Origin of the sequence: Solibacillus sp. FSL H8-0538, from assembly GCF_038003525.1 — a bacterium.
GTDB lineage: Bacteria > Bacillota > Bacilli > Bacillales_A > Planococcaceae > JBBOPI01.
The window spans coordinates 2,245,708-2,258,804 of record NZ_JBBOPI010000001.1; the positions used below are offsets into that span (position 1 = coordinate 2,245,708).

General features: G+C 40.3%; 12 protein-coding genes. All 12 read right to left on the minus strand.

Features of this window, described 5'->3' with window-relative positions; all coding sequences use genetic code 11:
- Positions 1-201: 201 nt before the first annotated feature.
- Positions 202-993: a sporulation transcription factor Spo0A gene (spo0A, locus tag MHH87_RS10610; RefSeq protein ID WP_340749277.1), complete on the minus strand. Its 792-nt coding sequence runs from the start codon at positions 991-993 to the stop codon at positions 202-204.
- 258 nt (positions 994-1,251) lie between these two features.
- Positions 1,252-2,184 (minus strand): SpoIVB peptidase S55 domain-containing protein, encoded by a 933-nt coding sequence (locus tag MHH87_RS10615; RefSeq protein WP_340749278.1) that lies wholly within the window; start codon positions 2,182-2,184, stop codon positions 1,252-1,254.
- A gap of 124 nt (positions 2,185-2,308) precedes the next feature.
- Positions 2,309-4,000, minus strand: coding sequence for a DNA repair protein RecN (recN, locus tag MHH87_RS10620; RefSeq protein WP_340749279.1), 1,692 nt, complete (start codon positions 3,998-4,000; stop codon positions 2,309-2,311).
- 16 nt (positions 4,001-4,016) lie between these two features.
- Positions 4,017-4,466, minus strand: a complete 450-nt coding sequence (gene ahrC, locus MHH87_RS10625) for a transcriptional regulator AhrC/ArgR (RefSeq protein ID WP_340749280.1) — start codon at positions 4,464-4,466, stop codon at positions 4,017-4,019.
- 223 nt (positions 4,467-4,689) lie between these two features.
- Positions 4,690-5,508 (minus strand): TlyA family RNA methyltransferase, encoded by an 819-nt coding sequence (locus MHH87_RS10630; RefSeq protein WP_340749281.1) that lies wholly within the window; start codon positions 5,506-5,508, stop codon positions 4,690-4,692.
- A complete protein-coding gene (gene dxs / locus MHH87_RS10635) occupies positions 5,505-7,409 on the minus strand; it encodes a 1-deoxy-D-xylulose-5-phosphate synthase (protein ID WP_340749282.1) in 1,905 nt (634 codons plus the stop codon). Before dxs ends, MHH87_RS10630 begins: the two co-directional genes overlap by 4 nt.
- A gap of 92 nt (positions 7,410-7,501) precedes the next feature.
- A complete protein-coding gene (locus MHH87_RS10640; protein WP_340749283.1) occupies positions 7,502-8,383 on the minus strand; it encodes a polyprenyl synthetase family protein in 882 nt (293 codons plus the stop codon).
- A gap of 3 nt (positions 8,384-8,386) precedes the next feature.
- On the minus strand, positions 8,387-8,614 hold the full coding sequence (xseB, locus tag MHH87_RS10645; RefSeq protein WP_340749284.1) for an exodeoxyribonuclease VII small subunit: 228 nt from the start codon (positions 8,612-8,614) through the stop codon (positions 8,387-8,389).
- Between the two features lie 3 nt (positions 8,615-8,617).
- Entirely contained in the window at positions 8,618-9,970 is a 1,353-nt protein-coding gene (xseA, locus tag MHH87_RS10650; protein ID WP_340749285.1) for an exodeoxyribonuclease VII large subunit, read from the minus strand.
- A gap of 138 nt (positions 9,971-10,108) precedes the next feature.
- Entirely contained in the window at positions 10,109-10,969 is an 861-nt protein-coding gene (gene folD / locus MHH87_RS10655; protein WP_340749286.1) for a bifunctional methylenetetrahydrofolate dehydrogenase/methenyltetrahydrofolate cyclohydrolase FolD, read from the minus strand.
- A gap of 36 nt (positions 10,970-11,005) precedes the next feature.
- Entirely contained in the window at positions 11,006-11,392 is a 387-nt protein-coding gene (gene nusB, locus MHH87_RS10660) for a transcription antitermination factor NusB (RefSeq protein ID WP_340749287.1), read from the minus strand.
- Positions 11,393-11,599: 207 nt separating this feature from the next.
- Positions 11,600-13,090, minus strand: coding sequence for a glycerol kinase GlpK (gene glpK / locus MHH87_RS10665; RefSeq protein WP_340749288.1), 1,491 nt, complete (start codon positions 13,088-13,090; stop codon positions 11,600-11,602).
- Positions 13,091-13,097 lie beyond the last annotated feature (7 nt).

The following is a 13,097-nucleotide window of genomic DNA, read 5'->3' on the forward strand; positions in this document are numbered from 1 at the left end:
CTTAAATAAATTTTGTTAGATCATCGCGTTTTCTGTTCTCAAAAAAAAAAAAACACCTCCAAACGAGTAACAATACTCGAAATGAATGTGTTTCAACAAGTAAATCAATTAAATAAAGTTTATTACTTTTAAAGAGTAGTTTGCTGGTAAAATTCTATGAATTACAGTGATCTAAATACTATAAACCCCGCCAAATCAAGCTTAACTCGCTACCATTTCAATGCGTATTTTATCCGCAATCATCGCAATGAACTCTGAATTCGTGGGTTTTGATTTTAAGTGGTGCACGGTATAGCCGAACATCTCTGAAATCGATTCGTAGTTGCCACGGTTCCATGCGACTTCAATGGCATGGCGAATGGCACGTTCGACGCGGGATGGTGTTGTGTTAAATTTCTTGGCGATTTCTGGATATAAAATTTTTGTTACAGAGCCCAAAAGTTCAATATCATAATAGACCATCTGAATGGCTTCACGTAAGTAAGAGTAGCCTTTAATATGTGCTGGCACACCAATTTCTTTAATTATAGCTGTAATTGTCGTATCTAACTGACGTTGGTCCAATTTTTGCGAAACTTGTGGTTGCAACACACTTTTACGCTTTTCGCCATCGCCCCTTTGTCCTGCGCAATGTAGAATTTTTTGAACAAGTTGATCAAACTCGAACGGCTTGAGCATAAAATACGAAGCCCCAAAATTCACCGCTTGCTTCATTACATCCTCTTGACCAAATGCCGTTAGCATAATAACTTGCGTATTCATATGGCGTTCGTCATTATACATAGCCTCAAGAACCGCTAGTCCATCCAAGTGCGGCATAATAATATCTAGGAGAAGTACGTCCAATTGATGTTCCTCTAACATTTTAATGCATATTTTACCATTCGAAGCAGTAGCTACTACTTCAATTTCTGGATGGTTTTGAAAATACAGCTCCATTGTTTTCACTAGTTCACGATTGTCATCAGCAATCGCTATTTTTACTTTCGTCAAAAATATTCCCCCTTTTTATTCTAATACTTCAAATTTCTTCTACACTCCAAATGTGTCCATTTGACATAGTTTTGATATTTCGACATTCCCCCAAAAAAACCTCTTTACTGCAAAAAAATGAGTAATGAGTAGTATGTTTTCGGTCTAAAACGACAAAATTCATTTCCATTTTTATTTTGTCGAATTATCATTATGTATTATGTTAATAAAAAAACTGAAAAAAGACTACACTTTTACAAAAAGTATAGTCAATATTCCTTAATTAGGCGTTTTTTTCAGCATTTCGATGATCAGTATCCCCGCGCCTTTTGTCGGTTCTTCAACATACATATGTGTTACTGCCCCGACAAATTGACCATTTTGAACAATTGGGCTCCCACTCATCCCTTGTAAAATGCCTCCCGTTTTTTCGAGTAATTCCCGGTCAGTTACTTTAAATTGGATAAGACTTCCTTCTATTTTATCTATTTCGATATCAAATGCGCGGACATCATTTCCTTCTATTGCTGTAAACAATTCAGCTGCGCCCAATTTCAAATCTTTTTCGTGTATAATTTTCATTGGACGTTGCACACTGTGTTGTAACTCTTGCTCCCAGTAGCCGAAAATGCCGTATACATCATTCTTCAAAATGCTACCTAGCCGCGCTGCTGATTTATCAACGACTGAAACCTTATAACCTGGTTGACCTGGTGTGCTTTTCTTAAGTTGTGTAATGGACGCTAAATAAATGGCTCCATTCCTAAATGACGGCGGCTGTTTTAATGTTGAGTCGATAATTTGATGCCCTAAAGCGCCGTATTCCTTTGACTCCGGATCAATAAATGTTAAAGTACCGATGCCATCTGTTTCATCCTTTAAAAACGGTAATAAATTATTGACTTCTTCCTTAGATAATTCAAACGTTCGCTCCTTATTATTGTGCTCAATTGTTAATTGAATTGATTGTTGCTGTTTTTGTAAAACGGCAAGCTTTGAAAGCTTTTGACCATTCAGCTCAGTAACCATATCCCCCTGCTTCAACCATTGACCATCTGGCAAAAGCACGTCATGGGAAATATATACAAATGGTAGCTGTAGTTGAATACCTATCGATTGTCCCATTGGAATGAGCTGTCTCGCATAAATATTCGATGGTGCCAACATGACAAACACTACAATGAATAAAAAATTACGCAAATGGCACTTCATACGTCACCTCCTCCGTTTCGTTTCGCTTACTATGTGGAATTTTGACGGAGTTATGAACGGAAAATATTTGTCGTTTAAACAATAAAAAACGTAAAGGCCATTTTCGTATCCTTTACGTTTTCATTTATTTCATCAATTGCTTTCGTTGATCGGCAATTTGCACAAGCTCTGAGGCATGCTGTAGCGTTAACTTAGTAATTTCAGTACCACTCATCATACGACTTACTTCTTCAATGCGCGCTGCTTCAATTATTTCTGTTAATGTTGTAAATGTTCGATCATGCTCAACCTGCTTTTTAATTAAATAATGCTGATCGGCCATTGCCGCCACTTGTGGTAAATGGGAAATACAAAGAACTTGTGAATGTATGGATATCGTTGCAATTTTTTCTGCAATGGCCTGCGCCACACGACCACTTACCCCTGTATCCACTTCATCAAAAATAATGGATGTTATGCCGTTAGAAGATGAGAAAATTGTTTTTAATGCTAGCATCATACGCGATAATTCTCCACCCGATGCAATTTTTGGTAGTGATTTTGGGGGTTCTCCAACATTTGTTGAAATATAGAATGCCACATAATCTTTACCATTTGCATCAAACTGCTCCTGCTGCTCAAAATTAACAATAAATTTCGCCTTTTCCATATGTAATACACGGAGTTGCTCCATAATGGCATCGCTTAATTGAACGGCGTTTTCTTTTCGAATAGCAGTTAATTGTTCCGCTAGTTTCTCTAATTTTGCCTCCATTATACGAAGTAATTCATCATTTTTTTGAATCGTTTCGTCGCGATTAATTAATTGCATTAATTCTTCTTCAATTTTTGCATAATACACCAAAATTTCTTCAACCGTTGTACCATATTTACGTTTCATCGTTTGGTAATGTGCTAGACGCTGTTCTACCTCGTTTAAACGTTCCGGATCGAACTCTAGCTCATCTAGTACATTTTTTATTTGGTATGCAGCATCCTGCAATGCATAAAAGCTCGTTGTGACCGCTTCTGACGCTTCCTTAAAGCTTTCATCTAGGTTCACTATATCGTTTAGTGCATTCATTGAATTGCCAATAAAATCAAGGCCATGTGACTCTGCTGAAATTGCTTCATAGGCTACATTCGCTCGTTCAAAAATTTTATGGAAATTCAGTAAACGACGGCGTTCATCAAGTAAAGAATCTTCTTCCGCCACTTGCAAATTCGCTTGCTCAAGCTCCTGAATCTGAAACTGGTACAGGTCGATACGCTGTGCCGTACGCTGCTCATCAATATTTAAAGCAGCGACCTCACGCTTAAGCTCACGGTAGTCGTTGTATGCCTCTGTATACTGCTCTAATAGCGGTTGCAAGGCTTCTGCAGCGAAATGATCCAGTAAGTTGATATGTTGCTTCTCGTCCATAAGCTCTTGGTTTTCATGCTGTCCATGAATATCTATAAGGCTGCCACCAATTTCACGTAGTACAGATAAAGGGACAAGCTTGCCATTTACTCGACATACACTTTTCCCGTTGTCATTTAGGTCGCGACGTAGAATAATCGTGTCCTCTTCCGATTCAATCCCGGCTTCCTCAAGTTTCGCGTACACCGGATGTGAATCACTTGGCACCTGAAATAATCCACCTAGCTCGGCCTTTTTTGTGCCGTGACGAATAAACTCGGTTGACCCCCGTCCGCCAGCTAGAATATTTACTGCATCAATAATTATGGACTTCCCCGCGCCGGTTTCACCTGTTAACACGGTCAAACCTTCTGAAAAACTCACCGTTAAATCATCAATGATGGCAAAGTTTCGAATACTTAGTTCTCTTAACAAAAATATCCACCTCGAATTAAAGCATATCTAATAAGCGATTTTTAATACCTTCTCGATCTTCTTCGGTACGACAGATTATCATAATCGTATCATCACCACAAATTGTTCCTAAAATTTCAGACCAGTCTAAATGGTCGAGTAGTGAACCGATTGCATTTGCGTTACCAGGTAATGTTTTCATTACTAAGATATGAGATGCACCGTCAATACTTACAAACGCATCAGCTAGTGCTCGGTGTAGCTTTTGGATTGGATTAAAGCGTTGGTCAGCTGGTAAGCTATATTTATAGCGCCCATCTTGCATTGGTACCTTTACTAAATGTAATTCCTTAATATCACGTGAAACCGTTGCTTGCGTCACATTATAACCAGCATTTTTTAACTGCTCTACTAAATCATCTTGTGTTTCTATCTCGTTGTTTGTAATAATATCGCGAATACGAATATGGCGTTGGCCTTTGTTCATATCGTTCACCTCGTCGTTTTATGTATTGTATATTTACACTAACATTTGCATAAAAAAAAAACAAGAAAAACTGCAAAGAGAACTAAAAATCCGTATATAACCTATTGCCCTAAACTTTCAAACTATTCAAAAAGGGAGAATCTTACGTATAAGATTCTCCTTTTTTGTCACTATGAAGGGACATCATATCTTCCAATTCCAGGTCAATATGTGCCTTTGTAATCTATATTAATTCACTATGCGCTTGTTTAACGAGTGAGCCAAAATCAGTAAATGCCTCTACCTTTTCCCCGTCTTTCGGGTTATATAAATGGAATAAGAACTCGATATTGCCCTCTCCACCAGTAATTGGTGAATACGACGCATCTTTTACGATGAAGCCCACATTTGTTGCCATTTTCGCCGTTTCTTCTAATACAGCTAAGTGGACTTTCGGCTCACGTACAATGCCTTTTTTACCGACATTTTCACGGCCAGCTTCAAATTGAGGCTTTACAAGTGCCATCACATCTCCGCCAGGCATTAAGATTGTTTTTAATACTGGTAAAATAAGTGCTAATGAAATAAATGATACATCTATTGTTGCAAAATCCGGTAATCCTTCTACTAAATCTTCCGGTTTTGTGTAACGGAAATTTGTTTTTTCCATTACAGTTACACGCTCGTCTGAACGAATTTTCCATGCTAACTGATTGGAACCTACATCAAGCGCATAGCAATGACGGGCGCCGTTTTGCAAAGCACAATCTGTAAAGCCACCTGTTGATGAGCCAATGTCTAACATTAGTTTGCCATCAACAGACATATCAAAAATTTCTAGAGCCTTTTCAAGTTTTAAGCCACCACGACTTACATACTTCAGTTGTGATCCTTTCACTTGTAAAGGTAAGTCAATGGCAATTTTTTCGCCTGCTTTGTCAATACGAACTTCGTTTGAGAACACAAGTCCTGCCATTATGGTACGCTTTGCCTTCTCGCGTGTTTCGCATAAACCGCGTTCAACAAGTAGGATATCTACACGTTCTTTCGGTTGTTTCGTCATACTATATTAGAACCTACCTGTTTTTTGTCTTTAACGAACTTCTGAATACGTTTTACCGTTTCTTCTGTCGTTACATTAATTTCTTCTAGTAACTGGTCAACATTACCATGCTCAATAAACTCATCTGGAATACCGATGCGGTCAATGGCAACATTACGGTAGTGGTGATTTGCTGCAAATTCTAACACGGCGCTACCAAAACCACCTTGTAATACTGCCTCTTCAATTGTTAGGATTGGCATATTTGCTGACATCAGTTCGTGCAACATTGTCTCGTCTAACGGTTTAATAAAGCGTGCATTGATAACGCGAACACTTATACCTTGCTCCGCTAGCTGTTCTGCCGCTTCCATCGCCATCGGAATTGTCGTACCGAATGTTAAGATTGCTGAGTCCGTACCGTCGCGTAATACTTCCCATGAACCGATTGGAATAGCTCTCATTACTTCGTCCATTGCTACGCCTAACCCATTACCGCGTGGGTAACGTAGTGCGATTGGACCTCCATCATAATCGATTGCTGTTTTCACCATATGCTGGCCTTCATTTTCATCCTTTGGCATCATCAATACGATGTTTGGAATGTGACGAAGGAAGGCAATATCAAATACACCTTGATGCGTTTCACCGTCTGCTCCTACTAATCCTGCACGGTCAATGCCAATAAAGACATTTAAGTTTGGACGTGCGATATCATGAAGCACTTGATCGTATGCACGTTGTAGGAAAGTTGAGTAAATCGCAAGGAAAGGCTTCATTTGTTGAGTTGCAAGACCCGCCGCCATTGTTGCTGCGTGTTGCTCGGCAATTCCCACATCAAAGAATCGATTCGGGAAATTCTTTTGGATGCCTTCTAGCTTTGAACCTACTGGCATTGCTGGTGTAATCGTTACAATGCGCTCATCTTCTTCCATGCATTTACGAACAGAGTCTGCTACTAAGCTACTCCAGGCTGGGCCTTTGACTGCTGACTTTACAAATGCACCTGTCTCCATTTTATATGGACCTGTGCCATGCCATGTGCCGACTGTATCTTCCTCAGCTGGTTTGTAACCTTTCCCTTTTTTTGTTAAAACATGTACAAGCACCGGGCCTTTTACTTTTTTAGCATACTCGAGTGTTTTCTCAAGCGCTTCAAAGTCATGACCATCGATTGGACCTAAATATTTAAAGCCCATTTCCTCAAAAAATACGCCGGAAACGACTAAATATTTTAAGCTATCTTTAACACGTTCCGCCGTGGAAGCAAGCTTGCCGCCAACAACTGGTATTTTGTTCATTAATGATTCAAGCTCTTCTTTTGCCTTTGAATATTCTTTTGCTGTACGAAGACGCCCAAGAACATTGTGCAGTGCGCCTACATTCGGTGCGATGGACATTTCGTTATCGTTTAAAATAACGATCATATTTGTTTTTTCATGACCGATATGATTCAGTGCTTCAAGTGCCATTCCACCTGTTAATGCACCATCACCAATAATCGGTACGACGTAGTTTTTATCCTTTTTAATATCACGTGCTGCCGCCATCCCCATTGCAGCAGATAAAGACGTTGAACTATGCCCAGTCTCCCATTCATCATGTTCACTTTCAACAAGCTTTGGGAAGCCACATAAACCCTTAAACTGACGAAGCGTATCGAATTGATCAGCGCGTCCAGTTAAAATTTTGTGCACATAGGCTTGGTGTCCTACATCCCATAAAAATTTATCCTTTGGACTGTTAAAAGCTTTATGCAATGCGATCGTTAGCTCGACAACACCCAGGTTCGGCCCAATATGACCACCAGTAGCAGAGCATTTTTCTATTAAGAAAGCGCGAATATCTCCAGCTAGCGCCTCTAATTGCTTTTTATTCAAGTCTTTTAAAAAGGATGGACTAGAAATCTTCGTTAAATCCACCTCATCCACACACCTTTTCATCTAATTATTCACCGTATCGTGATTTACCTATTATAACAGTGTAAAACTGCAGAAAAAAGTTTTACACTTTACTAATGCTTGCGTTTTACAATATATGTTGCGAATTCATGTAATAAACTACTATTTGTTTGTACTTTTTCTAGTGCCGCAATTGCTTGTTCATAATGATCATCTAACTTTGCTTTCGCGCCTTCTAAAGAAAGCAGTGCTGGATATGTACTTTTATCACTTGCTATATCCTTACCTGCTGTTTTACCTAGTTGCTCTGACGTACCTTCAATATCTAAAATATCATCTTGGATTTGGAAGGCTAAGCCAATATGATGCGCATATTCAACAAGTGCTGCTCGCTCATCGGCTGCCACATCGGCTAAAACTGCGCCTGATTCAATACTGAAGCGTAGTAGTGCCCCTGTTTTATTAACATGGACATGCTCTAGCTCTGTTAGATTCAGTAAACGCTCCTCGCCGTCCATATCTAAAATTTGACCACCAACCATGCCCTCAGCACCTGCTGCTATACTTAGTAGATTCACTAACTCGATGCGTTTTTCAGCTGGGAGGTCCATTCGTGCAATTACGCCGAACGCTAATGTATTTAATGCATCCCCGGCAAGGGTTGCAAGTGCTTCACCGTAAACGACATGGTTTGTCGGCTTACCGCGGCGTAGCTCATCATCATCCATACATGGGAGATCATCGTGGATTAATGAATACGTATGAATCATTTCCACTGCAGCCCCTACTGTTAAACTAGGCGCTAGATCCTTCTTATACATTTCACATACTGCGGCAACGAATAATGGACGAATACGCTTACCACCAGCGTTAAGCGAATACAGCATCGACTCTTTTAAATGCGACGGGGCAACGATTTTTTCAACTAGTGCGGACATTTCCTGCTCAATTGCCGGAGTGTTTGACTCGATAAATTGCTTCAATGCTTCATTCATAAATTAACCTTCTCCATTTCCTGGATTGAACGGCTGTTTTTCACCGTTTTCTCCAACAATTGAAATTAACTGTTGCTCTGCACCTTGTAACGTCTCATGACAAAAGTGCGACAGTTCCATCCCTTTTTTATATAAATCAATCGCTTCCTCTAAAGGGACATCTCCTTGTTCTAGCTTGCGTACAACCTCTTCAAGCTCAGTCATTGCGACAGCAAACGTTTGTTTTGACATGTGTTATTCCCCCTTTTGATGTAGTTGCGTTGAGACTATTTTAGCCTGCGCAACACCGTCTTGAAATTGAATTGAAATCGCATCATTTACAGCAAGCTCAGCCGCAGTTTTGACAACTTTATCCCCTACATAGGTCACACTAAACCCTTTATTCATAAGGGCTAACGGATTAAGTGCTTCAAGCGTTCGAACAACTGAGCCAAATGCAGACTTTTTTTGCTCCATTACCGATTGCATAGAACGATGCAGCTGTTTTGTAGCGTGGTTTAGTTGCTGACTAGAAGCAGCTAGTAAATGCTGTGGTGAATGCATTTTCAACTTTGCTTCGCTCGCTTGCATTTCACTTTTCTTCTTTAAAAAATAGACACTCATTGATTTTTCAAGCGCCGTATCTACTTGTAAAAGCTTCTCTGTAAAAGGACGATAAAGACGCTCAGGTGTTGCAAGTGGATAGGAAGTTTGTAATTTCGTTAAGCGACTGCGTTCGAAATTTAGCCGTGACGTGATCATTTGATGAAGCTGTGACTGCTGTACGAGTACGCGCTGGTATAATTCCTGCTGATTCGGTACAGCCAGTTCTGCTGCGGCAGTTGGCGTCGGGGCACGGAGATCTGCCACAAAATCGGCAATCGTCGTATCGGTTTCATGACCGACCGCACTAATGACCGGAATTTGGCTTTCAAAAATAGCGCGCGCAACGATTTCTTCATTAAATGCCCATAAATCCTCAATCGACCCTCCACCGCGACCTACGATTAACACATCACAAAGCCCTTGCCGATTCGCAAGATAAATATTTTCTGCAATATTCGGTGCCGCACCTGCTCCCTGAACGAGCGTTGGGTAAATAAGTATTTCCGTTTTGGGGAAACGTCTATTAATTGTCGTATAAATATCCCGAATCGCTGCACCTGTTGTTGCCGTAAGTACACCAACTGTTTTCGGGAATGTTGGAATTGGCTGCTTAAAGTTCGGGTTAAAGAGCCCTTCTTTTTGCAGACGTTCTTTTAATTGATTAAAGGCAACGAATAGTCCACCAATGCCATCCGGTTCCATTGTTTGCGCATAAAGCTGGTATGCACCGCTCGACTCGTAAACATTAACATCGCCGCGTATAAATACCTTCATACCCTCTTCTGGCTTAAAGGCGAGTCGAGCCGCTTGACTACGAAACATCGTGGCATTAATGCGTGATGCGTCGTCCTTTAACGTGAAATAAATATGACCTGAGCTATGAATTTTGACATTCGAAAGCTCCCCCATTACGTAAACATCACGTAAATGTGGGTCTGCATCAAATTTGCGTTTAATGTATTTCGTTAACGCTTTAACCGTTAAATAAGAAGACGATGTCATGACCTTTTCGGCTCCTTTTCTCATAAAATGTGTATTTATGTATATCTACTTTTGTCGGTCTATTAATTTTTCGCAAAAGAAAAGCTGTTTCTCGTCAGAAAAACAGCTTCTGTCCTACTTATTTTACATGTTTCTAAATCATTTGTCGTGCAATAACTTTTTTTCAGCAGCCTGCACAGTGTTTGAAAGAAGCATTGTAATTGTCATCGGACCGACGCCACCTGGAACTGGGGTAATATGAGACGCAATTCCGTCCACATCCGCAAAGTCCACGTCGCCGCATAATTTATCATGTTCATCACGGTTAATCCCAACATCGATTACGACAGCACCATCTTTAATATGTTCTTTCGTAATGAAGTTTGGACGGCCTACCGCAGCGATTAAAATATCTGCTTGCTTTGTGTAGGCTGGTAGATTTGGTGTTTTAGAATGTGTATATGTAACTGTCGCATCTTTTTGAAGCAACAATTGACCCATTGGTTTACCTACAATATGGCTACGACCGACGATCACGGCATGTTTACCTGCAATCTCAATACCAGAATGCTCAAGTAATTTCATGACACCATAAGGAGTACATGGCAAGTACGTTTCTTGTCCTAACATCATTTTCCCAACACTTACTGGCGAGAAGCCGTCAACATCTTTCTCAGGAGAAATCGTTGCAATAACTGCATCTTCATTAATATGCTTTGGAAGAGGGAGTTGAACAAGAATTCCGTGAATGTCCACTCGATCGTTTAGTTCACGTATTTGTTCCAATAAAGCTTGTTCAGAAATATCTTCAGGTAATTTAATTAACTCTGAGAACATACCAATTGCCTCACAAGATTTTTGTTTGTTGGCTACGTATGTTTTTGAAGCTGGGTTGTCCCCCACTAAAATAACCGCTAAACCAGGTGTTAAACCTTTTTCTTTAAGCACCTCTACGCGTTCAGCTACAGACTTTCGTATTTCTTGACCGATTTCTTTACCATTTATGATTGCACTTGACATGTTGTTACTCCTTCCAATGATCACTACTACAAATTGTTATTGCTCAGTAAATTTCGAAAGTACTCCATTTACGAATTTGCTTGATTTTTCATCACCAAATAGTTTACAAAGCTCAATTGCTTCGTTCATTACAACTCTACTCGGTGCATCTTGCATGAATAATAATTCGTAAACTGCTAGGCGTAAAACAGTTCTTTCAATTTTTGGGAGACGACTTAGCGTCCAATTTTCAAGTTTATTTTCTAGCGTTGTGTCAATTTCTTCTTTATGTTCAGTTGTTCCACGAACTAATTGGTCTAAGAATGCATTCGTCTTTTCTTCTTCAAGAAGAACGTGACTAATTGCTTCTTCGACTGAAAGTTCCGTGCTGTCTAACTGAAACAATGCTTGCAACGCTTTTTTGCGTGCTTCAGTTCGTTTCATGTTTAAAGCTCTCCTTCTTAAGTAGCATTACGTCCTATAATAGCATATTTTTGTTGTCATAACACAGTTTGAATTAATTTTTCAAAATTAAGTCGACTCGCTTAGAATGCTAATTTCTATAGATTTATTCTATCCTTTATTAGTTAAATAATCAGAAAAAAACAAGAAATAAAACTAGAGCAAGGAGATTTCCCCTCGCTCTAGAATTTATTTGAACATCTGCGCAGCTTTTACCGCCTGATGCCATCCAAAAAATAATTCTTCACGACGCGTTTCTGCCATTTTGGGCTCGAATTTTTTATCTAAATTCCAATGTTTTTTTACTTCTTCTAGGTCTTCCCAAAACCCCACTGCAAGCCCAGCTAAATAGGCCGCACCGATAGCTGTTGTTTCATTTACTGCAGGACGCTCCACCGGTACATTTAATATATCCGACTGGAACTGCATTAAGAAATCATTCCTTACTGCACCCCCATCAACGCGCAAAGTTTTCAAAGTAATACTTGAATCAGATTGCATCGCGGCTAGCACGTCACGGGTTTGATAGGCAAGTGATTCTAGCGTTGCACGAATGAAGTGCTCTTTTGACGTTCCCCGTGTTAAGCCAAATACAGCACCTCGTACGTCACTATCCCAATATGGCGTTCCTAATCCAACGAAAGCTGGGACGACATATACGCCCTCCGTATCGTCCACTTTTTTTGCGTACAGTTCACTATCCGATGATTTACGTATCATCCGCATACCGTCACGTAGCCACTGAATTGCTGAGCCGGCAACGAATATGCTTCCCTCTAGCGCGTAAATTACTTTACCGTCATAACCCCACGCAATTGTCGTTAGTAAACCATGCTCTGAACGTACCGCTTCCTCGCCTGTATTCATAAGCATAAAGCAGCCTGTGCCGTACGTATTCTTTACCATTCCTTTGTCATAGCACCCTTGCCCAAATAGTGCTGCCTGCTGATCTCCAGCAATACCTGCGATTGGCACTGTGTGGCCGAAGAAATGTTTGCCCGAAAGCTTACCGTACACTTCGGATGATGGGCGGACTTCCGGTAGCATTGAGACCGGTACAGCTAAGATATCCAAAAGCTCCTCATCCCATTTCAAGTCAAAAATATTGTACATGAGCGTGCGAGACGCATTTGAATAGTCCGTTACATGTACTTCTCCCTCAGTAAGTTTCCATATAATCCACGTATCAATCGTGCCGAATAATAAGTCACCTGCCTCCGCTTTTTCACGTGCTCCGTCCACATTATCTAAAATCCATTTTACCTTTGTGCCCGAAAAATAAGCATCAATTAGTAGTCCTGTTTTATTGCGGAATAATTCCTCATGCCCAGCTTCTTTTAGCTCCTCACAAATCCCAGCTGTTTGTCTAGATTGCCAAACGATCGCATTATACACGGGTTCTCCTGTGTTCTTATCCCACACGACGGTTGTTTCTCTCTGATTCGTAATGCCGATACCTTGAATTTGCTCTGGGCTAATATTATTTTCAGATAAAACTGTTGCGATGACCGATAAAATAGAGCTCCATATTTCTTTAGGGTTATGCTCTACCCAGCCAGATTGCGGGAAATACTGCTTGAATTCACGCTGAGCGACATGGGCTATATTCCCTTTTTTATCAAATAATATCGCACGTGAGCTTGTCGTTCCTTGGTCTAACGCCATAATAAATTTTTCCATTCAATCC